We start from the raw sequence: 19,719 nt of genomic DNA, 5'->3' as shown, positions 1-19,719 counted from the left end.
CGGCAAGGCGAGGCAACGCCGTACTGGTTTAAATTTAATCCACTATAAAACTGAAACGGATACAGCGTTTCCTCGTTTGCGATTTCGTCTTGCCCTCCTGATTGTTGACGATTTCACTTATAATACCTTCCCTCATTTTCCATCTTCCCCCCTCTTTAAGCTCCCCAATAAAATGACAAACCCCAATTCCCCGCAATCCGAATTTCTACGTGGCATCAAAGAAACCTCGCCTATGCTTATCGGTCTTTTGCCGTGGGCGTTGATATTGGGTATGCAGGGCGGTCAGAAGGGTATGAGCTGGCTGGAAATACTGATGATGACGGGCATGAACTTTGCCGGAGGCTCGGAATTTGCGGCGGTCAACCTGTGGGCAAACCCGTTGCCGATTCTGCTCATTGCCACCGTTACCTTCATGATTAATTCGCGCCATATTCTGATGGGGGCGGCAATTGCGCCCTATATGCGCGATATGCCGTTGAGAAAAGCCATACCTGCGTTGTTTTTTATGTGCGACGAAAGTTGGGCGATGGCGTTTGCGGAAATCCAAAAACGCAAGGCGATGGGGCTGCCGGCGTTCAATATGCCGTTTTATGCGGGCGTGTGCTTTATTCTGTACACCACTTGGACGGGTTTTGCAGCGTTTGGCGCGGCGGTTGGTCCGATGTTCGGCGATGTTGCGGCATGGGGCTTTGGCATGGCGTTTCCCGCCGTGTTTTTGGCGCTGCTGCGCGGAATGTGGAAAAGCTTTAAGGCGGCACGCCCTTGGTTTGTCAGCCTGATTGTGGCGTGCGGGACTTATTTGTCGGTGGACGGGCATTGGTATGTGCCGATGGGCGCGATTTCCGGCCTGCTTGCCGCCTATCTTTGGGGAGAGAAGGAATGAAGGATTTGCTGTCTTGGCAGTCGTTCCTGTTGTTTGCCAGCATGCTGGCGGTAACGTATTCCACCCGCCTTATCGGTTTTTTCGCCTTGCGCAATCGCACTTTAAGCCGCCGTGCACAAATTGTGATGGAAGCCGCGCCGGGTTGCGTGTTGATTTCCGTCATCGCGCCTTATTTTGTGTCCGACAAGCCGCACGAGTTGATTGCCATTGCGCTGACCGTGCTTGCAGCCAGTAGGTTTTCTATGTTGGTTACTGTGTTGATCGGTGTGGGTAGTTCCGGGCTGTTGGGGTATTTGATGCGGTAGGCGGCTGCGTTTGAGTGAAACCGGTTACACTTGTTTTCAGAGTGCGCAGCCTCCTGACGGGACGACCTTTCCCTTTCAGACGACCTTATCTTGTTATAATGTCGTCTGAAATTTTTTATAAAGCAAAATCATGGCAAACCAAAGACTCATCTACGGCTTCCACGCCGTCAACGCCCGCCTGTGGCAAAACCCGAAATCGATTACCGAGCTCTACGTCCAAGAAGGCAAAAACGATGCCCGCACGCGCGACGTGTTGGAAAAAGCGGCAAACGAAAACGTGCGCGTACACTTCGCCGACGCCGACCGCCTCAACGCCATCAGCAAAGGCGCGCGGCATCAGGGCGTGGTCGGGTTTATCGACGCTTCCAAAAACCACGTCCACCTCGAAGACGTATTGGAAAACCTCAGCGAACCGCCGCTCTTGCTGATACTCGACGGCATCACCGACCCGCACAACCTCGGCGCGTGCCTGCGTACCGCCGACGCAATGGGCGTACACGCCGTCATCGCGCCGAAAGACAAAAGCGCGGGACTGAACGCCACCGTCAGCAAAGTCGCCTGCGGCGCGGCGGAAACCGTACCCTACATCACCGTAACCAACCTTGCCCGCACCCTGCGCGAGTTGAAAGAATACGGCATCTGGATCATCGGAACCGACATGGGCGGCGATTCCGACCTCTACCATTGCGACCTGCCCGACAGCGCGGCATGGGTAATGGGCAACGAAGGCGAAGGTATGCGCCGCCTGACGCGCGAGCATTGCGACATGCTGGTGTCGATACCCATGTTCGGCACAGTCGAAAGCATGAACGTCTCCGTCAGCGCGGGCATGGTGTTGAGCGAAACGCGCCGTCAGCGGGTGTCGAAAGCAGAGAAATAACGCTTAGGTTTGTGAACAGAAAACGTCGTCTGAAAACTGGCAATTTGGTTTTCAGACGACGTTTTACTTAAAGGCGATTCTCTTTACCCACCATTTCATCGACTTTGCGTTGATAGCTTTTCAACAGCTCCGCCGAGCGGGCAAAGCGTTCGGCTTCATCGTCTGAAAGTTGCAGGTCGATGATGCGGACTGCGCCTTGGCGGTTGACGACGGTCGGTACGCCGATATACACACCGTTTTGTCCGAACTCGCCTTCAAGCAAGGTGGAAACGGGCAGCACTACGCCTTGATTGTGCAGGATGGCGTTGGAGATGCGGCTCAAGCCCATGCCGATGCCGTGGCTGGTCGAGCCTTTGGCGGCGATGACTTCGTAGGCGGCATTGCGCACGGTGTTATAGATTTTGTCCATACGCGCCTGCCCGTCTTCTGATTGTTCCAACATCTTCTGAACAGACATACCCGCGATGTTGGCGGTACTCCAAAGCGCAATGATGCTGTCGCCGTGTTCGCCGATCATCATGGCATCGACGCTCCAAGGCGCGACGTCGAATTCGTTGCCCAGACAGACGCGGAAACGGGCGGAGTCAAGGATGGTGCCTGAGCCGATAACGCGCTCTTTGGGCAGCCCTGAAAAGCGCAGGACGGCATAAGACAGTACGTCCACGGGATTGGAGGCGACCAAGAAGATACCATCAAAGCCCGAAGCCATGACTTTCGAAACGATGTCGCGGAAGATACGCAGGTTTTTGTCGATTAAGTCCAAACGGGTTTCGCCGGGAGCCTGCGCCGCGCCCGCACAAATACACACGATGTCTGCATCCGAGCAATCATCGTAATCGCCGACGTAAATACGCGCGGGCGAAGCGGCATAAGGCATTCCGTGGCGGAAGTCGCGCGCTTCGCCTTCCGCGCGCGTGCGGTTGATGTCGATTAAAACCATATCGTCGCACAAGGCTTGGTTGAGCATGGAATAGGCATAGCTGACACCGACCGCGCCCAAGCCCACAACGACCACTTTGTTACCAACTTTTTTCATGTCTGTTCCTGTTTGTTTGTGAATAGGAATTATTAATAACACTTGGGCAGAGTGGCGTCAAATTTCAGACGACCTCCACCCGCAGCGCATCCACAATCAACTTAAACACATTCGAATGCCCGCGGCGGCTGGGGTAATAGAGGTAAAGCGGTTCGTAGGTTATGGCGTATTCAGGCAACAGCTCGACCAACTGCCCAGAATGGAGTGCGTCTGCGGCGATAATATGTGGTAGCCAAGTGATGCCGAGGTCGTCTGAAGCGGCTTGCAGGCGCAGATGATTGTTGATGGAAAATTGTGATTTGGGCATGAATGTAATCAGCTCTTTTTTGTATTTGAATTCCCACTGCATTTCCGCGCCGTGTTCGGCGGAGAGCTTCGTGCCGATGAGGCGGTGCTGCTGCAAATCGTCAATATTTTTCGGCGAACCGTGTTGCGCTAAATAATCGGGCGAGGCGACCAACGCCATTTTGAGCGGTGCGGAAATCGGCACCGCAACCATCTCTTTTGCCACATCGTTGCCCAGCCGCACGCCCATATCAAATCCCTCTTTCACAATGTCGGCCCAACGGTCGTCCACCACGATTTCCAAGCGGATTTTCGGGTATTGGTTCAAAATCGGCTTTAATTTCGGGTATAACACCGCTTCCGCCGCCAGCGTCGGGGCATTGATACGAATCAGCCCCGATGGTGTATTCAAAAAGTTATTTAACGCATCGACTTCGTGGTTAATAGCTTGATAAAGTGGGGAAAGTTGGTCGAAAAGCTGCTGTCCGGCTTCGGTCAGCGACACATTGCGCGTAGTGCGGTTGAACAGGCGCAAATTTAGCCGCGTTTCTAAATTTTTCATGCTGTGGCTCAACGCCGAAGAAGAAATCCCCAAAAGCTGTCCTGCCTTCACAAAACTCTGAGTTTGCGCGAGTGTCAAAAAATAATTCAGCTCGTTAAAGTTCTGCATTTTCCTACCCCGTTTTAGGTGATTAGTGAATTTAATTCACGACATCATAAAACCAAACCTAATTTATCTCAATAAAAACACGGGCTAAAATGGCTACACTTTCATGAGAACAAACAGGAGACAATATCATGCAAAACATCACATTAAACAACGGCGTACAAATTCCTGCACTTGGTTTCGGCGTATTCCAAATTCCGCCCGCAGAAACCGAACAGGCCGTGATTGCCGCCATCAAGGCAGGCTATCGTCACATCGACACCGCGCAGGTTTATATGAATGAAACCGAAGTCGGTTTGGGAATTAAAAACAGCGGCGTGGCGCGCGAAGAATTGTTCGTTACCACCAAAATTTGGGTAGAAAATTTCGGCTACGAAGCCGCTAAAGCCTCGCTGGAGCGTTCATTAGGTCGTCTGAATTTGGATTACATCGATATGGTGCTGATTCATCAGCCTTACGGCGACAGCTACGGCACATGGCGCGCGCTGGAAGAATATCAGGCAGCCGGCAAAATCCGCGCTATCGGAGTGAGCAATTTTTCGCCCGTACGCGCGGTGGATTTGGGACTATTCAATAAAGTGATGCCGCAGGCTAATCAGATTGAAATCAATCCGTTCCAACAAAAAACCGAAGCCGTTGCCGCTTTGCAGGCTGAAGGCATTGCCGTGGAAGCATGGGCACCGTTTGCCGAAGGTAAAAACGATATTTTCCACAACCCCGTGTTAAGCAAAATCGGCGCGAAATACGGCAAATCCGTGGCGCAGGTGATTACCCGCTGGCTGGTGGAACGTGGCATCATTGTATTGGCAAAATCCACCAAACCCGAACGCATGGCGGAAAACTTGAACGTCTTTGACTTTGCCCTCAGCGATGAAGACAAAGCAGAAATTGCCAAACTGGACGGCACGTTCGACGCCATCGTCAATCACGACACGGTGGATAATTTGAAACGCATCGCCGCGTGGAAAATGGGTGTGTAACCGTTAAACAAGGTGTGCTCCGGCACACCTTACTTTTTCTCTAAACTTTTCAGACGACCTATTTTTGAATTTTTTAACAAAGCCAAAGAGTATTTCATTGTTTACTACTGGGAAAATATGTTGTTCATAAATTGAGATTTATTGCTTAATCATTTATCCGTACAATCCGCCTCATCAGATATAAGGAGGCAGTGATGAAAAAAATGCCTGTATTGTTTGTCGGGCATGGTAGTCCGATGAATGTGTTGGATAAGGAAAATCCTTTCAACCAGAATCTCAGCCTGATTACGCAAAAATTTGCCAAACCGAAAGCCATTTTGATGATTTCGGCGCATTGGTACAGCAGCGGTTTGCAGGTCTCATCGGGCGAACAGCCTGAAATGATTTATGATTTTTACGGATTTCCTGAAGAACTCAGTCAGGTGCAATATCCGGCGCCTGGTTCGCCTGAGTTGGCGGAACAAGTGCGGTCGTTATTGCGGCCGGAGAATGTCGAGCTGAACCCGACGCGCGGTTTTGATCATGGCACTTGGGCGGTGTTGAAGTTTCTCTATCCTGATGCCGATATTCCTGTGGTGCAGCTCAGTCTCAATCGCTTGCAATCGACGGAATGGCATTTCAATTTGGCGAAAAAATTATCCGCTTTGCGCGAACAGGGTGTGTTGATTGTCGGCAGCGGCAATATTATCCATAATCTGGGCGTGATGAGCAGGGCGCATATCAATCAAATCGGCGCGGGCTATGATTGGGCGTTTGCTTTCCGCGAAGCGGTCAATCAGGCGATTGCCGAACGGGATGACAATACGTTGATTCATTACGAACGGATGGGTGAAAAGGCGATGCTCTCCGTGCCGACGCCGGATCACTATCTGCCTTTTCTTTGCATTATGGCATTACGTGAACCGGATGATTCCATTACGTTTTTCAACGATAATCTTGTCGCCGGTTCGCTCAGTATGACTTCGCTGTTGGTGGGGTAAAAGGAAAAATATGGCAACGCCATTTCGGTCAGGTTATGATTCAATACAGCATATTTGATTGAAAATGCTAGGTTTACTGACGTGGGCTATTTTTTGTTTTTCAGTCAAAGAAACCAGTGCATCAATTGATTAAAAGGTCGTCTGAAAACCTGATTTGGCGTTTTCAGACGACCTTTGCTTTTCGGGCTGTTTACGGACGGCTTGCGGCGATGTGGTAGCGCGTTTCAAATGCGGCTTCTTCTCCCGCGTTCAGAACAATCAACCCTAAGCCGTTGTTAAAGCAGTCGGGCGCGCCGCTGAGGTTTTCGATGGCGATGGAGTCGCGGGTCGGCGGGGTGAAGATTTGCAGGTAGGGATAGGATGCGTCGGGGTAAATGCTCAGGGTCAGTCCGTTGCCTGAAAGTGTGCAGGCGGCGGGTTTGCTGCGTGCCAAAACAAAGCTGTTGTCCAATTCGATGCCTGCCAGGCTTGAGGTCGTCTGAAAACGGGTGTCGTCAATCATACTGCCGTCGGGAACCAAATCGGCATCAAAGCCCAAGCGTTTGCTGCTGTCGATTTCCAGCGACCAGTCGTCGGTTGTGCCTCCGAGCGTGAAATAGGGGTGCCAGCCGTCTGCGAGCGGCATGGCGGTGGTGCCTTGGTTGTGGACGGTGGAGCGGATGCTTAAGCCGTCTGCGCTGAGGCGGTAGCGGACGGTCAGGCTGAAGGGGAAGGGATAGCCGCTGTTGTCTTGTGCGTAATCTGCGCGCATTTCGACTTCGGCGGATTGCTCGTCGGCATGGCTGTTGACGAGGGCAAACTCGCGGTCATACATCAAACCGTGTGCTGCGTGTTCGGCGAGTTTGAATTTGCCGCACTGATATGCTTTGCCGTCAAAGCTGTATTTGCCATGGCGCAGGCGGCAGGCGTACGGGCTGAGTTTGCCGCTGCGGAACCATTCAGTCAGACTCTCGCGGGCGTGTTGCGGGGAGTCGTAGGCTTTGACGATGTTGAACCATTCGCCGTCGGGGCGGCGGATTTCGTAGCGGTTGAGCAGTCCGCCGTAAAGATAAATTTCCGCACGCAAATCGGGGGATGCGAGCAGCAGGCGGTCGTTGTCGGTTTTGAGTGTGAACATGAAGCGGCTCCTGATTGGGGTTGGGGCAGGGTGTATAAAAGGTCGTCTGAAAAGTTTTCAGACGACCTTTTGAGATTTTACTCTTTAACTAAAGGACCTGATGTTCCTCCGTGTCCGGCGGCGGTACGTACCAGTTGGAGAAATTCGGATTTCAGACCGAACGGGTCATCGCCTTGGACTTTTTGTACCATGTTTTCGATGTCTCTCCAACTGAGTTTGCCGTTGTATTCGCCGCCGCGCAAGGCTTGGGCGTAGGAGGCGGCAGCAAGGGCGAGCAGGGTGTCTTTGTCAGCTTGGTCAAGCGGTTTGCTGCCGACGGGGACGGCTTGCTGCATCAGCTGGCTGTCTTCTTGTCCGGGCAGTTTGTAGCGCACTTTGACAAAGGCGTATTCGTTTTTGCTGCCTTTGGCGGCGGGAGTTTTTTGATAACGTGATTCTTCAAGCCAGCCTTGTTTGCCCTGCGGGATGATTTCATAGATGGCGGTCACGCTGTGGCCTGAGCCGATGTCGCCTGCATCGATTTTGTCGTTGTTGAAGTCTTCATTGCGCAGGGTGCGGTTGGTATAGCCGACCAAGCGGTATTCTTTGACGGTGGCAGGGTTGAATTCGACTTGGATTTTGACATCCTGCGCTACGGTGGCAAGTGTGGAGGTCAGCTGCTGTTGCAGGACTTTTTTCGCTTCTTTTTCGTTGTCGATGTAGCTGTAATTGCCGTCGCCCGCATCGGCGATTTGTTCCATCATGTCTTCGTTATAGTTGCCCATGCCGAAGCCTAGGGTGCTGAGTGAAACGCCGCTTTTGCGTTTTTCGGCAACCATGGATTTGAGGGTTTCGGTGTCGGATACTCCGACGTTAAAGTCGCCGTCGGTTGCCAGTAGGATGCGGTTGATACCGTTGGGTACGAAGGCTTTTTGCGCTTGCTCATAAGCCATTTGCAGTGCGGATTCGCCGTCTGTCGCGCCGCCCGCACGCAGTTTGTCAATGGCGTTTAGGATGGTTTCTTTATCTGCACCTGATGTGGGCGGGAGTACCAGATCTTCGCCAGACGCATAGGTAATCAGGGCCACTTTGTCTTGCGGGCGCAGTTGTCGCGTCAGGATGCGCAGGGTTTCTTGAACCAACGGAAGTTTGTTTTCTGCATCCATACTGCCGGATACGTCCACAAGGAAAACGAGGTTGGCAGGCGGCAGGTCTTTCTTTGCGGTGTCTTGTGCTTGGATACCGATTTTGATCAACTTGGCTTCCGGTTGCCATGGAGAATCAATGGTTTCAGTGTGAACGGCGAAAGGATGCTCGTCGGTAGGAAGCGGGTAGTTGTAGGGGAAATAATTGACGATTTCTTCAATCCGCACGGCGTCTTTGGGCGGCTGTTCGCCGTTGGTCAGGAATCGGCGGACGTTGGCGTAGCTGCCGGTATCGACATCGATACTGAATGTGGATACAGGCTCTTGGGCAACGGATTTGACCGGTTGGTCGGGTTGGTCTTGGTAGCGTTCGGTGTTTTCTGCAAGAGACAGATTTTCTTCAGTAACGGCGGCAGTAGACAGTGCTGCGTTGGGTGGACTCTGAAGGCTGTCAGGTGAAGAACTTGAGTGTTCGTGTGAACCGGAACACGCTGCCAACGCTGCTAACGTGAGTATGGAAACGGTTTTTATAAAAAAACGCGGCATGATTTAAGCTCCATAGAAATATCACATGCTGATTGTTAAAAGTATTGATAGCAGTGTATTGGCAGATTCAACGATGGTGCAGGGTCAATTTTTATTTGGATTTTATAGTGGATTAAATTTAAACCAGTACGGCGGAGCAACGCGGTACTGGTCTAAACTTAACCCACTATGTTTATGACTTGGGCAAGATTTTGTCGGGCTGAGACGATTTTGTAAAGGTCTCAGCCCCGATTTATCTTACATTAACTTTTCTTCCGGCGTCGTTCGCCCGGCAGCAGCATGTCCGCCCATTTGATGATGTTGGCGACTTCGGCGGGGTTGAGTTCGTAGAACTGTCCGCGTTTGAGGCGGTTGGGCAGGCCGATGGGGCCGAAGCCGACGCGCACGAGGCGACTGACGGTGAGACCTTGGCTTTCGAATATGCGGCGCACTTCGCGGTTGCGGCCTTCTTTAATCACGACGTTGTACCATTTGTTTGCGCCTTCGCCGCCTTGTTCGTAGATGCGTTCGACTTTTGCCAAGCCGTCTTCGAGCATCACGCCTTCTTCGGTGAGGTTGCGCATTTGTTCGGTGGTCAGCCCGCCCAGCACGCGCACGGCGTATTCGCGTTCGACTTCGAAGCTGGGGTGGGCGAAACGTTGGACGAGTTCGCCGGAGGTGGTCAGGATGAGCAGACCGCTGGTGTTGATGTCCAAGCGTCCGATGGCGACCCAGCGGCTGCTGGCGGCCTGCGGCAGGCGGTCGAAGATGCTGACGCGGCCTTGCGGGTCGTCGCGGGAGACGATTTCGCCTTCTTGTTTATAATACAGGATGATGCGCGGCAGGCGGTCGGCCCATTTGAGCTTGATGATGCTGCCTTTGACGGTAACGTGGTCGTCGGGGGTGACTTTGTCGCCCAGTTGCGCGGTTTTGCCGTTGACCGTTACCCAGCCGTTGTTAATCCATTCTTCCATTTCGCGGCGGGAGCCGACGCCGGATGCGGCAAGCACTTTTTGCAGGCGTTCGGGTTCCATGCGCGACAAGTCGCTGCGGCGCTCTTTCAAATCGCGCGCGCGTTCCATGATTTTTTGGTTGGGATTGCGGACGACGAGTTTTCTGGCTTTGGCGGCGCGCTGTTTGGGGGCGTTTTGCGGCTTGAGGTCGTCTGAAACTTTTTGTCCGTAAGGTTTAGAAGCGGTTTTGCGCGTTTCGTCTTTGGGACGGGCTTTGCTTTTGAAAGGTTTGGCGGTTTTCTTGGCAGACGGGGCTGCGCCGTCGCGCCATTGGCGTTTGCTGGTGGGTTGCTTGGACATGGGGTTCTCCTAACGCGTTTCCTGATGATCGGAACGGTTCTTCTGCGGCGGTGGCGGCAGGATAAGTTACGGATAAAAGGTCGTCTGAAACGAATGAAACGAGTTTTGCTAAAACGTTTTTATATTTCAGACGACCTTTTGCTTGAGTCGGGATTTTACCCTATCGGCTTGAAGCTGTGGGAAGTTTAAGGCGACAGGCGCTCGCGTATCCAGTTGCCGTCAACCAAGCGGTATTGGATGCGGTCGTGCAGGCGGCTGGGGCGGCCCTGCCAGAATTCGATGCGGTCGGGAATGACGAGATAGCCGCCCCAATGCGGCGGACGCGGGACGTGCAGCGGATGTTTCACGCCTACGGCAGCAGCTTTGGCGACCAATGCCGCCTTGCTCGACAACACTTCGCTTTGCGCGCTTGCCCATGCGCCGATTCGGCTGGTGTAAGGGCGGCTGTCGAAATATTCGTCCGACGCGGCTGCATCCAGTTTTTCGATGCGCCCTTCAACGCGCACCTGCCGCTCCAGCTCCGGCCAGAAAAACGTCATGGCGGCAAACGGATGCGCATCAAACGAGCGTCCTTTGCGGCTTAAGTAATTGCTGAAAAACACAAATCCCTGAGGATTGACTTCTTTCAGCAGCACCATGCGGCTGTTCGGCCTGCCGTCTTCGCCCACCGAGGCGACGTTGACGGCGGTCGGCTCGTTGACTTGCGAATGAATCGCCTCGTTCAGCCATTGCTCGAACTGGACAATCGGGTCGGCATGGCATTCCGATTCCGACAGTTCGCGCTTGCTGTAATCTTCGCGGATATTGTGCAAATCCATGATGTTCTCCGATATTCACGTTTGGTTGAATGAATCATACCCCGTTTTTTCAAACGACTCCAACGATAGGGAAGGGGAATATGTGTATAATCCGCGTCAAATCAAATGAAACGGAAAAAACCATGCAAACCGAAGTCGAACTGAAAATCCTCAATCCGAAAATGGCGGAAAAACTGCCCGCCTACGCCACGCCCGGTTCCGCCGGACTCGACCTGCGCGCCTGTTTGGACGAAGCCGTGACCCTGCAACCGGGCGACACTTATCTTGTTCCGACCGGTCTGGCGGTGCACCTTGCCAATCCCGACTACGCCGCCGTTTTGCTGCCACGTTCCGGTCTGGGACACAAACACGGCATCGTCTTGGGCAACTTGGTCGGACTGATCGACTCGGATTATCAGGGCGAACTCAAAGTCTCCGTGTGGAACAGGGGCAAAGAAGCGTTCACCATCGAGCCGCTGGAACGCATCGCGCAAATGGTGATTGTCCCCGTCGTTCAAGCATCGTTTAAAGTCGTGGATGAATTTGCCGCCAGCGAACGCGGCGAAGGCGGCTTCGGCAGCACGGGCAAAGCCTAAAGCGCCTGTTCACATATAGTGGATTAAATTTAAATCAGGACAAGGCGACGAAGCCGCAGACAGTACAAATAGTACGGCAAGGCGAGGCAACGCCGTACTGGTTTAAATTTAATCCACTATACAAAGGTCGTCTGAAAACTTGCGATACTGGTTTTCAGACGACCTTTCTGACATTTCGGATAGCCCAAACCAGTTCAAACCCAATGCGTTCGCCCGTTTCAATCTTCTTTTCAGTTTTCAAATCAGTTTTCAAAACGCTGTCCGAAACCTCTTTCCCAAACCCCTTCCCCAGACCCCTTCCTCCGCTTTTCAGACGACCTCCTGCCCGCTATAATACGCTTGCAAATTATTTGCATTATCATTTAACTTAGGAGAAACGAATGAGCACCCGTACTGAACACGACACCATGGGCAATGTCGAAGTCCCGTCCGAAGCCTATTGGGGCGCGCAGACTCAGCGCAGCTGCAACAATTTCAAAATCGGCGGCGAAACCCTGCCGCAGCCGTTGATTCATGCTTTGGCACTGGTGAAAAAAGCCGCAGCCGCGACCAATGTTTCCCTCGGCAGGATTAAGCCTGAGCAGGCGGATTTGATTACGCAGGCGGTGGACGACGTGTTGAACGGCAAGCTCGACGGGCAGTTCCCCTTAGTGGTTTGGCAGACCGGCTCCGGCACGCAGTCCAATATGAACATGAACGAAGTGCTGGCAAACCGCGCCAACGAAATCGCCGGTACGGGTTTGGCGGCGTATCAGCCCGTCCATCCCAACGACCATGTGAACCACGCGCAATCGACCAACGACGCGTTCCCGACCGCCATCCACGTCGCCGCCGCGATTGAAATCAACCGCCACCTTATTCCGGCGGTAAAAGCCCTGCGCGACACATTGGACAAAAAAGCCAAAGAATTCGCCCCCATCGTCAAAATCGGCCGCACCCACTTGCAGGACGCGACGCCGCTGACTTTGGGTCAAGAGTTTTCCGGCTACGTTTCCCAGCTCGACCACGGCTTAGGTCGTCTGAACGACGCGCTCAAAGGTTTATACGAACTCGCCTTGGGCGGCACAGCAGTCGGTACGGGCTTGAACAGCCATCCCGAATACGCCGAAAAAGCCGCCGCCAAACTCGCCGAACTGTCCGGTCTACCGTTTGTCAGCGCGCCGAACAAATTTGAAGCCTTGGGCGGACGCGATGCCGCCGTTGCCGCTTCGGGCGCATTGAAAACACTGGCGGCAAGCCTGAACAAAATCGCCAACGACATCCGCTGGCTGGCAAGCGGCCCGCGCTGCGGTTTGGGCGAAATCAAAATCCCTGAAAACGAGCCGGGTTCGTCCATCATGCCGGGCAAAGTCAACCCGACCCAATGCGAAGCGATGACCATGGTGTGCTGCCAAGTGTTCGGCAACGACGTCGCCATCGGCATGGCGGGCGCGTCGGGCAATTTCGAGCTGAACGTCTATATGCCCGTTATCGCCTACAACCTCTTGCAATCCATCCGCCTCTTGGGCGACGCGTGCAACAGCTTCAACGAACACTGCGCCGCCGGCATCGAACCCGTGCCGGAAAAAATCGACTATTTCCTGCACCATTCCCTGATGCTCGTTACCGCGCTGAACCGCAAAATCGGCTACGAAAACGCTGCCAAAGTTGCCAAAACCGCCTATAAAAACGACAAATCGCTGCGCGAAACCGCCGTCGAGTTGGGCTTGCTGACAGGCGAAGAGTTTGACGAACTGGTTGTTCCTGCCGATATGGTTCATCCGCGTTAATCGATGGTTTGAAATACGGTAAAGGTCGTCTGAAAATATTTCAGACGACCTTTTTTGATGTTCGAACCGTCAAACGGCTTATTTGTCGTGGCGCACCATTTTCGGCGCGTAGCGTCCGGCGCGTTCTTTGAGGCGTTTGACCAGACCTTCGGTGGTGGTCGGTACGCCGTCGGTACAGAAGGCTTGGTAGAGGACGGCGCGCATCGCGTCGTTTTTGTTGAAGGTCGAGCCTATGGGCTTCCATTCGGCTTTGCGCGGCTCGATCCAGCGGCGGTTGACGGTGTCGCCGTAGCCGAACACTTTATAAGACGAGCGTTTGTCTTTGCCGTATGTGAAGGACGAACGGGCGCAGAAGAGACCTTCGACGGTCAGGTTGTCATGGCCTTTGTCGGAACGCACGTTGAGGATGTAGCGGATGCTGCCGTCGGGAGAGGGCATGATTTGCAGGCTGCTGAGGAGGATTTTGGGCTGTTTGCCGTAGTCTTCGCTGACGTAGAGGTCGAACCAGTCGCCGGATTGGGTGTCGGGCAGGGGCGGGAGCGCGGTTTTTTGTTCGGCGAACTCGCGGGCTGCGGCTTCTTCCGGGCTTTCTTTGTAGCGTGTGTTGAAGGGGGTATCTTTTTCGCTGAATCCGGCGGCGTTGACTGCCGTGGCGGCGAGGCAGATGGTCAGGAGGGCGAGACGGCGCATGGTGTGCTCCAAAGTGAAAAACGGCTTTATTTTATGGGTTTGGCGGGGTGGGGTGCAAGTAAGTACGGTATAATTGACGTTAATTCTGATTAATATGACGAGTTTTCATCCTCAGGATATAGGGGCAACTATACTGATAAAACTACAGGAAGGTTAATCGATCGCAAAGCAACCTTACAACAACGATTAAGTCAAGAACAAGATAAATGTTAATGGGGAAAATATGAAATTAGACAATGTATTAAGTGAGTTAGTAGAACTATATTCAAGAATAACCCCATTTCCTTCAAATAAATTAGAATTTTCATTTGAAGAGTTAGATATTTTATCCTCATTTTTTCAAGGAGAGCTTTTATATTATTATCAGCATGTCCAAATGAAGGGAAATTGTTATTTTGGAAATAGTAATTTTAATTTAATATTGTTGCCTTTACATTCCGAATTTACAACAGTTGAACATTGGGCTTTGCAAGATTATGAAGAATTTATAGATGGAAAATATCAAATTTTTGCTTGTACAGATAGTGATGCCATTATTTTTTGCGATGTAACTAATTTAATGTCTCCCGTATATGCAGGAAGACCAGGAGACCCGGATTTTTATCAGTTGAGTAATAGCCTGACAGAGTTTTTTATGTTTTACATTGCTTTTACAAGGATGCAACAAACAAGAGAATTTGAAACATCTACTGAGTATTTTGCGGAAACAGCTATATTGATTGAAAAATATATTTCTGAAAATTCACAAAATACAGCAAAAAAAATTTCTTTTACATTAAAAATGCTGAATTCTCTAAAATAGCTAAAAGATAAATTTATCATTGCTTTAGTTATAGCTGAATAGTTGTGCCGCTTTGGGTAACGCGGCAATAAAACCCAACCTCAATACACCTATGGAGCCTTATGAATACACAAACTCTGGATGTCATCGGTTTGAAATGCCCACTGCCGATTTTGCGTGCCAAAAAAGCTTTGGCGCAAATGCAGGAAGGCGAAGTCCTGACCGTGTTGGCGACCGACGGTGGCGCGCCCGGCGATTTTGAGGCTTTCTGCCGCCAGACCGGGCATATTTTGCTCGAATCGCGCGAACAAGACGGCGTGTTCACGCTGGTCGTGAAACACAAATAGAGGTCGTCTGAAAATGGCGAAACGTCCGATTTCAAGGCTTTTGACGCTTGCCGTTGTGTCCATTTTATTGGCGGCGTGCGGCAGGGAAGAAGTGCCGCCCAAGCAAATGGCTGATCGAGCGAACGCGGCAGCGGAATTGTTCCGGCAAGGCTGCGTTGCTTTTGACGGGGCTGCCGATAAAGTGCGCTCTTTTGCCGATAATGAAAAGCTGACGGCTTTGAATGCGGAAGAAATCGGCAGGCTGCCCGCAGGCTTCGTCGAGCCGGATGCGCTTGCCGTTTGGAAGAAAACGCAGGATGGCGCGGATTATTATTTGAGCCTGACCGGCGACAGTTGCAGCGTGAAGACGGCGCGTGCTGACGAAACCTTGATACGCAAGCAGTTTATGGTATTGGTGGAAAACCCGCCGAGTGGCTTGAACAATGAATTGCGCACCGATCAAGCCTCCGAATCGCTGATTCCGATCCGCCAGTTGTCCTACGCGTGGCGCGCGCCGGGCAGCTCGGAAGAAACCCTGCTGACCGTCAAGACCACCCCGTCCGACCAGCTGCCCGTACAGGCGGTGTTTTACCTGACGCATCAGTCCTACGACGGCAAGCCTGTCCTTGTGCAATAGCCTTTTCAGACGACCTTAGGGACTGTCGGCATTCAATAGTTTCCGTGTCTTTTTATCCTCAAAGCGGCATCTTCCACGTTGGAAATCCTCACAAGGTGTCCAACCTTGTTGCGGTTTCCGCCTTGAATCTTCCGCTTTGTGAACAAAAATCCACTGGGAAAATGAAATGTCGACAGCCCCTAGGAAACATCAAGGGGTCGTCTGAAACCCAAAAATCTAAAAAGGAACACTCATGCAAACCCTGACCATCATCCGCCCCGACGATATGCACCTGCACCTGCGCGACGGCGACGCGCTCAAAGCCGTTGCCCCCTATACCGCCCGCCAGATGGGGCGTGCCGTCATCATGCCCAATCTCAAACCGCCCGTCGTCAGCGTTGCCGACGCGCTTGCCTACAAAGCGCGCATCATGGCGGCATTGCCCGAAGGCAGCGCGTTTGAGCCGTTGATGACGCTTTACCTGACCGACCAAGCCACGCCTGCACTTGTGCGCGAAGCCAAAGCCGCCGGCATCGTTGCCTTCAAACTCTACCCTGCCGGCGCGACCACCAATTCCGATTCCGGCGTAACCGACCTGTTCAAACTCATTCCCGTTTTGGAAGAAATGGCAAAACAGGGCATCCTGTTCCTCGTTCACGGCGAAGTAACCGATCCCGAAATCGATATTTTCGACCGCGAAGCCGCCTTTATCGAGCGCGTGATGAAACCCGTTTTGGCGCAAGTACCGAATCTCAAAGTCGTGTTCGAACACATCACCACCGCCGAAGCCGCCCGTCTCGTTTTAGACGCAGGCGACAACGTTGCCGCCTCCGTTACCCCGCAACACCTCTTGCTCAACCGCAACGACCTCTTGGTCGGCGGCGTGCGCCCCCATCATTTCTGCCTGCCCGTACTTAAACGCGAAACCCACCGTCAAGCATTGGTCGCCGCCGTTACCGGCGAGAAGGCGCACAAATTCTTCCTCGGCACCGACTCCGCGCCGCACGCCAAATCCGCCAAAGAAAACGCCTGCGGCTGCGCCGGCATGTTCAGCGCCATGACCGCCATCGAACTTTATGCCGAAGTGTTTGAAAAAGCAGGTGCTTTGGACAAACTTGAAGCCTTCGCCTCGAAAAACGGCGCAAGGTTCTACGGCATTCCCGAAAACGCCGACACGATCACCCTCGTCAAACAAAGCCAAACCATCCCCGCAAGCGTCCCTTACGGCGACGGCGAACTCGTCCCGATGCGCGCGGGCGGAGAGATAGGCTGGACGGTGGAATATTGAGCCGAATTTGATTGAACTGACGTATAGTGGATTAACTTTAAACCAGTACGGCGTTGCCTCGCCTTGCCGTATTATCTGTACTGTCTGCGGCTTCGTCGCCTTGTCCTGATTTAAAGTTAATCCACTATATGAAAATGCCTGCCCGAAAAAAGGGCAGGCATTTTGGTTTTGGGGGAAAGGATGGAGAAAGGTCGTCTGAAAACGGATGGAGCAGATTTTGCTCAAACCTGTTTTCAGACGACCTTTTTGTTTCTTAGAAGCTATTGAATGCTGACAAACTTTGCCATCAATCTTTCAACAAAGTCCCCGCCAACCAAATATTGAACGCGACGCCGACTGTGACCGTAATGCCGAAGGCGGCGACGGCGGGCGTGCCGCTGAGGGCGAGCAAGGCGAAGGAAATCGCGGTGGTGGCGGCGGCAAGCAGCATCCCGCCCAGCCGCGCGGGGGCGCTGTGGCGTGCGGTGAGGGCATAGACGGCGTAATCGACGCCGATGGCGGACACCAAAAGCAGACCGAACATGGCGAACAGGCTGACGGGGATGCCTGCCAAACCGAGTACGGCGACGGTGCAGACGGCGGCGGCAAGCGGTACGGCAAGGATTTTGGTGCCGCGCTTCATGCCGAACATACGCCATAAAACCAGCCATGCCAGCGCATAGGATGCCAGTTTCAACCACGCCGCCTGATTGCGCGTGTGGTGGAAGAGATTGTTCAGATGGGCGCGTTTGTCCGCCCAATGTACGCCCGCTACGCTTTGCGCGGCGGAGCGGACGGCGCTGTCGTCGGTCATGCCGTTCAGACGCACGATGGCGGCGAAACGGCCTTTTTCGACTTCACCCAAATAAAGCGGTCGCCAGGCTTCCGCCAAATCGGTTTTCAGCGCATCGGCAAGCGTCAACGGCGGCGCATCGGCGGCTTGCAGCAGGGCGTTGCGTAGGGTTTTGTGCGGGATGCCGATATCGACGAGCGGCTGGCGGCTTTCGGGCAGCTTGGAGAGTTCGCGCAGGCGGTTTTGCAGTTTTTTCTGTTCGGATACGGGCATCAGGAGCTGGTCGGGAGATTGGAAGCTGACGAGCTTGCCTTGCGCGACTAAAGGTTGCAGCGCGCGGCCGAGTTCGGCGGTTTTCATCAATAAAGCGTCTTCGCTCGGCGCTTCGGCAACCAAGTATTTGCCGCCGAAATCCGCTCCGCTCAACTGTCCGATACGTTGCACTTCCGCCAGCATTTCAGACGGCATGTTGACCCATTGGCGGATGTCGTCGCGCCAGTCGCTGCGCCACAAGCCGACCGCCAGCAATACGCCGCCGACAATCAGCCAGCCGCGTTTGTGCAGACGGATTTTCAGACGACCCGACAGCGCGTAGAGCCGTTCGGTCAGCGCGGCAAACGGCACGGTTTTGGCGCGGTAACGCTGAAACAGCGGCGGCAGCCACAACACCGTCGCGCCGAATGCGCCAGCCAGCGCAAATCCTGAGAACACGGCGGTCTGCCGCAATACGGGCAACGGCGTGAACCACAAGAGCGCGTAGCCCAATACCGTAATCAGCAGACTGACGGTAAAGCTCGGCAAGACATGTTTCATGGCGGGTTCTGCCTGCCATATGGGGTCGTCTGAAAAAGCCGTTTTGCTGTTTTTTGCGCTCGTGCCAAATACCGAAGGCGCGAGCCAGTGCAGCGGGAAATCCACCAACATCCCGACCAAACTCGTGCCGATGACGATGGTCAGGATATGTACTTCGCCGAAAACCAGCAAAGCCGCCGCCAGACCGGTCAGCATACCCGCCGCCAAAGGCAGCGTCAGCCAGAACACGCGGACGCTGCGGAATACCCACAGCAGCAGAGCAAACGTCAGCAGCATCCCCACCGTACTCATCGTCCGGCTTTCCTGCTCTGCCTCTGTTTTGGACGCGGCCGCAAACAGCGCGCCGCCCGCCGTCAGCGTGTCCGCGCCTTTGGCTTTTGCCAGTTTGCGGCTTTCCGCTATCAGCGGCAGAAGGGCGTTGTTGCCTGAAAAATTGTCGCCCGTCGCCAGTTTTCCGCGCAGCCAAACCCAAGTTTTCCCGTCATCGCCTTCGGTGAACAACATGCCGTTGTCCATGTTCCACTGCAAGCGGCTTTGCGGATTCGCCTTGCCCGCGACAAAGCGCCCGAAGCCCAGCCAGTCTTGTTCCAAAGACAAAGGCGAGGGCGCGGCAAACGGGTTGACCGCCGCTTCCGCCCGCGCTTGGAAATAGGCTTGCGGATGCTCAAACAGCAGGCGCACCTGTTCATTCGGCAGCAGAGCGAGTCCCAGCTTGCCGATATCCGCGCGCACCTTGTCCAAGTCGGGCGTCACGCTGCTGTCCACTTGTTGGAACACGCCGCTTTTACGCCACAAAGCGGCAATCTCAGAGGTCGTCTGAAACGCCGTTTCCGCGTCTTTGCTGCCCGCCAGCAAAATCACCTGCGTGTTCAACTGCTCTTCGCCCGCTTTGTCTGCCGCCGTCAAAAGCGCGTCCGGCTGCTGTTCGCTCGGCAGCAGCGCGGTCAGGTCGGTTTGCAGCCAGTTTTTCGTGGAGACGGTATAGATGAGAAACAGGATCAGCAGGGCGGTGAGGACAGTGTAGGCGCGGCGGTAGGTAGTCATCATTTTTCAAATGTTTTGAAGTGTGTCTGTGGCATTTTATGGGGAAGTCGGGTGCATTGACAATCGGAATGGATAATCGGTAGGGGAAAGAGGCAGGTCGTCTGAAAACGTGTTTGAAACGGAAGACAGTTT

The 19,719-nt window shown here is 53.5% G+C and carries 19 protein-coding genes and 1 pseudogene; 11 read left to right on the top strand and 9 right to left on the bottom strand.

The genetic code is table 11. The annotated features are described in order from the left end of the window. Positions 1-172: 172 nt before the first annotated feature. From DBZ16_RS04065 to rlmB, 3 genes are all read left to right on the top strand, one after another. Positions 173-883 carry an AzlC family ABC transporter permease gene (locus DBZ16_RS04065; RefSeq protein ID WP_107813007.1) on the top strand — a complete coding sequence of 237 codons (711 nt, stop codon included), beginning with the start codon at positions 173-175 and terminating at the stop codon, positions 881-883. Then, a complete protein-coding gene (locus DBZ16_RS04060) occupies positions 880-1,188 on the top strand; it encodes an AzlD family protein (protein ID WP_003740656.1) in 309 nt (102 codons plus the stop codon). Before DBZ16_RS04065 ends, DBZ16_RS04060 begins: the two co-directional genes overlap by 4 nt. Positions 1,189-1,318: 130 nt before the next feature. Further along, on the top strand, positions 1,319-2,068 hold the full coding sequence (gene rlmB, locus DBZ16_RS04055; RefSeq protein ID WP_107813006.1) for a 23S rRNA (guanosine(2251)-2'-O)-methyltransferase RlmB: 750 nt from the start codon (positions 1,319-1,321) through the stop codon (positions 2,066-2,068). Positions 2,069-2,135: 67 nt separating this feature from the next. On the opposite strand, the gene DBZ16_RS04050 is transcribed toward rlmB, so the two are convergent. Both DBZ16_RS04050 and DBZ16_RS04045 read right to left on the bottom strand, forming a co-directional pair. Then, entirely contained in the window at positions 2,136-3,104 is a 969-nt protein-coding gene (locus tag DBZ16_RS04050; RefSeq protein WP_107813005.1) for an L-lactate dehydrogenase, read from the bottom strand. Between the two features lie 64 nt (positions 3,105-3,168). Beyond that, positions 3,169-4,059 carry a LysR family transcriptional regulator gene (locus DBZ16_RS04045; RefSeq protein WP_107813004.1) on the bottom strand — a complete coding sequence of 297 codons (891 nt, stop codon included), beginning with the start codon at positions 4,057-4,059 and terminating at the stop codon, positions 3,169-3,171. Between the two features lie 128 nt (positions 4,060-4,187). On the opposite strand from DBZ16_RS04045, the gene DBZ16_RS04040 reads away from it, so the two are divergent. Both DBZ16_RS04040 and ygiD read left to right on the top strand, forming a co-directional pair. Next, a complete protein-coding gene (locus DBZ16_RS04040) occupies positions 4,188-5,036 on the top strand; it encodes an aldo/keto reductase (protein WP_107813003.1) in 849 nt (282 codons plus the stop codon). 194 nt (positions 5,037-5,230) lie between these two features. After that, the gene (gene ygiD, locus DBZ16_RS04035) at positions 5,231-6,016 is read left to right on the top strand and encodes a 4,5-DOPA dioxygenase extradiol (RefSeq protein WP_107813002.1); all 786 of its coding nucleotides are present in this window, start codon (positions 5,231-5,233) and stop codon (positions 6,014-6,016) included. Positions 6,017-6,206: 190 nt separating this feature from the next. On the opposite strand, the gene DBZ16_RS04030 is transcribed toward ygiD, so the two are convergent. The 4 genes from DBZ16_RS04030 to pdxH form a co-directional block, all read right to left on the bottom strand. Further along, on the bottom strand, positions 6,207-7,133 hold the full coding sequence (locus tag DBZ16_RS04030) for an aldose 1-epimerase (RefSeq protein WP_107813001.1): 927 nt from the start codon (positions 7,131-7,133) through the stop codon (positions 6,207-6,209). 77 nt (positions 7,134-7,210) lie between these two features. Continuing rightward, positions 7,211-8,803: a vWA domain-containing protein gene (locus tag DBZ16_RS04025; RefSeq protein ID WP_107813000.1), complete on the bottom strand. Its 1,593-nt coding sequence runs from the start codon at positions 8,801-8,803 to the stop codon at positions 7,211-7,213. Positions 8,804-9,045: 242 nt separating this feature from the next. After that, positions 9,046-10,095: a pseudouridine synthase gene (locus DBZ16_RS04020; protein ID WP_070773463.1), complete on the bottom strand. Its 1,050-nt coding sequence runs from the start codon at positions 10,093-10,095 to the stop codon at positions 9,046-9,048. 185 nt (positions 10,096-10,280) lie between these two features. After that, positions 10,281-10,913: a pyridoxamine 5'-phosphate oxidase gene (gene pdxH / locus DBZ16_RS04015; RefSeq protein WP_070538807.1), complete on the bottom strand. Its 633-nt coding sequence runs from the start codon at positions 10,911-10,913 to the stop codon at positions 10,281-10,283. 122 nt (positions 10,914-11,035) lie between these two features. Between pdxH and dut the strand changes: the two genes are divergently transcribed. Further along, entirely contained in the window at positions 11,036-11,488 is a 453-nt protein-coding gene (gene dut, locus DBZ16_RS04010) for a dUTP diphosphatase (RefSeq protein ID WP_107813112.1), read from the top strand. A 380-nt stretch (positions 11,489-11,868) separates the two neighbouring features. Then, a complete protein-coding gene (gene fumC / locus DBZ16_RS04000) occupies positions 11,869-13,257 on the top strand; it encodes a class II fumarate hydratase (protein WP_107812999.1) in 1,389 nt (462 codons plus the stop codon). 78 nt (positions 13,258-13,335) lie between these two features. Here the strand turns inward: fumC and DBZ16_RS03995 are convergent, their stop codons facing one another. Continuing rightward, complete coding sequence (locus tag DBZ16_RS03995) at positions 13,336-13,947, bottom strand: CNP1-like family protein (protein ID WP_107812998.1); 612 nt, start codon at positions 13,945-13,947, stop codon at positions 13,336-13,338. Between the two features lie 223 nt (positions 13,948-14,170). Between DBZ16_RS03995 and DBZ16_RS03990 the strand changes: the two genes are divergently transcribed. The 4 genes from DBZ16_RS03990 (at position 14,171) to pyrC (ending at position 16,958) form a co-directional block, all read left to right on the top strand. Continuing rightward, positions 14,171-14,749 (top strand): hypothetical protein, encoded by a 579-nt coding sequence (locus tag DBZ16_RS03990; protein WP_107812997.1) that lies wholly within the window; start codon positions 14,171-14,173, stop codon positions 14,747-14,749. Between the two features lie 101 nt (positions 14,750-14,850). After that, entirely contained in the window at positions 14,851-15,075 is a 225-nt protein-coding gene (locus DBZ16_RS03985) for a sulfurtransferase TusA family protein (protein ID WP_107812996.1), read from the top strand. A 13-nt stretch (positions 15,076-15,088) separates the two neighbouring features. Beyond that, the gene (locus tag DBZ16_RS03980; RefSeq protein ID WP_107812995.1) at positions 15,089-15,691 is read left to right on the top strand and encodes an NMCC_0638 family (lipo)protein; all 603 of its coding nucleotides are present in this window, start codon (positions 15,089-15,091) and stop codon (positions 15,689-15,691) included. A gap of 232 nt (positions 15,692-15,923) precedes the next feature. Next, complete coding sequence (gene pyrC, locus DBZ16_RS03970) at positions 15,924-16,958, top strand: dihydroorotase (protein WP_107812994.1); 1,035 nt, start codon at positions 15,924-15,926, stop codon at positions 16,956-16,958. On the opposite strand, the pseudogene DBZ16_RS15655 reads toward pyrC, so the two are convergent. Both DBZ16_RS15655 and DBZ16_RS03960 read right to left on the bottom strand, forming a co-directional pair. Continuing rightward, positions 16,926-17,087 (bottom strand): annotated as a pseudogene (locus DBZ16_RS15655) (IS5/IS1182 family transposase); the annotation flags it as partial. The gene pyrC and the pseudogene DBZ16_RS15655 sit on opposite strands and share 33 nt — an antisense overlap. Before the next feature lie 157 nt (positions 17,088-17,244). Next, positions 17,245-19,590 (bottom strand): MMPL family transporter, encoded by a 2,346-nt coding sequence (locus DBZ16_RS03960; protein WP_107812993.1) that lies wholly within the window; start codon positions 19,588-19,590, stop codon positions 17,245-17,247. Positions 19,591-19,719 lie beyond the last annotated feature (129 nt).

Origin of the sequence: Neisseria sicca, assembly GCF_003044565.1 — a bacterium.
Taxonomy (GTDB): domain Bacteria; phylum Pseudomonadota; class Gammaproteobacteria; order Burkholderiales; family Neisseriaceae; genus Neisseria; species Neisseria sicca_A.
Note: the sequence above shows the minus strand (reverse complement) of the source record. Positions and strands in the feature narration are given on the sequence as shown.

Bases quoted from the DNA above. Each gene is read 5' to 3' on its own strand.
- rlmB (WP_107813006.1), top strand. From the start codon at position 1,319: ATGGCAAACCAAAGACTCATCTACGGCTTCCACGCCGTCAACGCCCGC.
- DBZ16_RS03960 (WP_107812993.1), bottom strand. From the start codon at position 19,590: ATGATGACTACCTACCGCCGCGCCTACACTGTCCTCACCGCCCTGCTG.
- DBZ16_RS03990 (WP_107812997.1), top strand. From the start codon at position 14,171: ATGAAATTAGACAATGTATTAAGTGAGTTAGTAGAACTATATTCAAGA.
- pdxH (WP_070538807.1), bottom strand. From the start codon at position 10,913: ATGGATTTGCACAATATCCGCGAAGATTACAGCAAGCGCGAACTGTCG.
- DBZ16_RS03985 (WP_107812996.1), top strand. From the start codon at position 14,851: ATGAATACACAAACTCTGGATGTCATCGGTTTGAAATGCCCACTGCCG.
- DBZ16_RS04065 (WP_107813007.1), top strand. From the start codon at position 173: ATGACAAACCCCAATTCCCCGCAATCCGAATTTCTACGTGGCATCAAA.
- ygiD (WP_107813002.1), top strand. From the start codon at position 5,231: ATGAAAAAAATGCCTGTATTGTTTGTCGGGCATGGTAGTCCGATGAAT.
- DBZ16_RS04060 (WP_003740656.1), top strand. From the start codon at position 880: ATGAAGGATTTGCTGTCTTGGCAGTCGTTCCTGTTGTTTGCCAGCATG.
- DBZ16_RS04030 (WP_107813001.1), bottom strand. From the start codon at position 7,133: ATGTTCACACTCAAAACCGACAACGACCGCCTGCTGCTCGCATCCCCC.
- DBZ16_RS04050 (WP_107813005.1), bottom strand. From the start codon at position 3,104: ATGAAAAAAGTTGGTAACAAAGTGGTCGTTGTGGGCTTGGGCGCGGTC.
- DBZ16_RS04040 (WP_107813003.1), top strand. From the start codon at position 4,188: ATGCAAAACATCACATTAAACAACGGCGTACAAATTCCTGCACTTGGT.
- dut (WP_107813112.1), top strand. From the start codon at position 11,036: ATGCAAACCGAAGTCGAACTGAAAATCCTCAATCCGAAAATGGCGGAA.
- fumC (WP_107812999.1), top strand. From the start codon at position 11,869: ATGAGCACCCGTACTGAACACGACACCATGGGCAATGTCGAAGTCCCG.
- DBZ16_RS03995 (WP_107812998.1), bottom strand. From the start codon at position 13,947: ATGCGCCGTCTCGCCCTCCTGACCATCTGCCTCGCCGCCACGGCAGTC.
- DBZ16_RS04020 (WP_070773463.1), bottom strand. From the start codon at position 10,095: ATGTCCAAGCAACCCACCAGCAAACGCCAATGGCGCGACGGCGCAGCC.
- DBZ16_RS04045 (WP_107813004.1), bottom strand. From the start codon at position 4,059: ATGCAGAACTTTAACGAGCTGAATTATTTTTTGACACTCGCGCAAACT.
- pyrC (WP_107812994.1), top strand. From the start codon at position 15,924: ATGCAAACCCTGACCATCATCCGCCCCGACGATATGCACCTGCACCTG.
- DBZ16_RS04025 (WP_107813000.1), bottom strand. From the start codon at position 8,803: ATGCCGCGTTTTTTTATAAAAACCGTTTCCATACTCACGTTAGCAGCG.
- DBZ16_RS03980 (WP_107812995.1), top strand. From the start codon at position 15,089: ATGGCGAAACGTCCGATTTCAAGGCTTTTGACGCTTGCCGTTGTGTCC.